1 protein-coding gene is annotated in these 1,090 nt (G+C 53.6%); it reads left to right on the forward strand.

What is annotated here, in order from left to right; genetic code table 11:
* On the forward strand, window positions 1-1,086 hold a 1,086-nt coding region (gene tuf, locus ACTJJ6_RS23555; RefSeq protein WP_103791773.1), incomplete at its 5' end, for an elongation factor Tu.
* Between the last annotated feature and the right edge of the window lie 4 nt (window positions 1,087-1,090).

A 1,090-nucleotide genomic window follows, 5' to 3' on the forward strand; every position in this document is an offset into this window, starting at 1 on the left:
ACCGTACTGGCTAAAACCTACGGCGGTTCTGCACGTGCTTTCGACCAGATCGATAACGCGCCAGAAGAAAAAGCTCGTGGTATCACCATCAACACCTCTCACGTTGAATATGACACCCCGACTCGTCACTACGCGCACGTTGACTGCCCAGGGCACGCCGACTACGTGAAAAACATGATCACCGGTGCTGCTCAGATGGACGGCGCGATCCTGGTAGTAGCTGCGACTGACGGCCCAATGCCTCAGACTCGTGAGCACATCCTGCTGGGTCGTCAGGTTGGCGTTCCTTTCATCATCGTATTCATGAACAAATGCGACATGGTAGATGATGAAGAGCTGCTGGAACTGGTAGAAATGGAAGTTCGCGAACTGCTGTCCGCTTACGACTTCCCAGGCGACGACCTGCCAGTAATCCGCGGTTCCGCGCTGAAAGCGCTGGAAGGCGAAGCTGAGTGGGAAGCGAAAATCATCGAACTGGCCGAAGCCCTGGACAGCTACATCCCAGAGCCAGAGCGTGCTATCGACAAGCCGTTCCTGCTGCCAATCGAAGACGTATTCTCCATCTCCGGTCGTGGTACCGTTGTTACCGGTCGTGTTGAGCGCGGTATCATCAAAGTTGGCGAAGAAGTTGAAATCGTTGGTATCAAAGACACCGTTAAGTCTACCTGTACTGGCGTTGAAATGTTCCGCAAACTGCTGGACGAAGGCCGTGCTGGTGAGAACGTAGGTGTTCTGCTGCGTGGTATCAAACGTGAAGAAATCGAACGTGGTCAGGTACTGGCTAAGCCAGGCTCCATCAAGCCGCACACCCAGTTCGAATCTGAAGTGTACATCCTGAGCAAAGATGAAGGTGGTCGTCACACGCCATTCTTCAAAGGCTACCGTCCACAGTTCTACTTCCGTACTACTGACGTGACCGGTACCATCGAACTGCCAGAAGGCGTAGAGATGGTAATGCCAGGCGACAACGTGAACATGGTTGTAACCCTGATTCACCCAATCGCGATGGACGACGGTCTGCGTTTCGCAATCCGTGAAGGCGGCCGTACTGTAGGCGCTGGTGTTGTTGCTAAAGTTATCGCTTAATCGC

The sequence above is a fragment of the Serratia sp. 22278 genome (assembly GCF_052045405.1).
GTDB lineage: Bacteria > Pseudomonadota > Gammaproteobacteria > Enterobacterales > Enterobacteriaceae > Serratia > Serratia marcescens.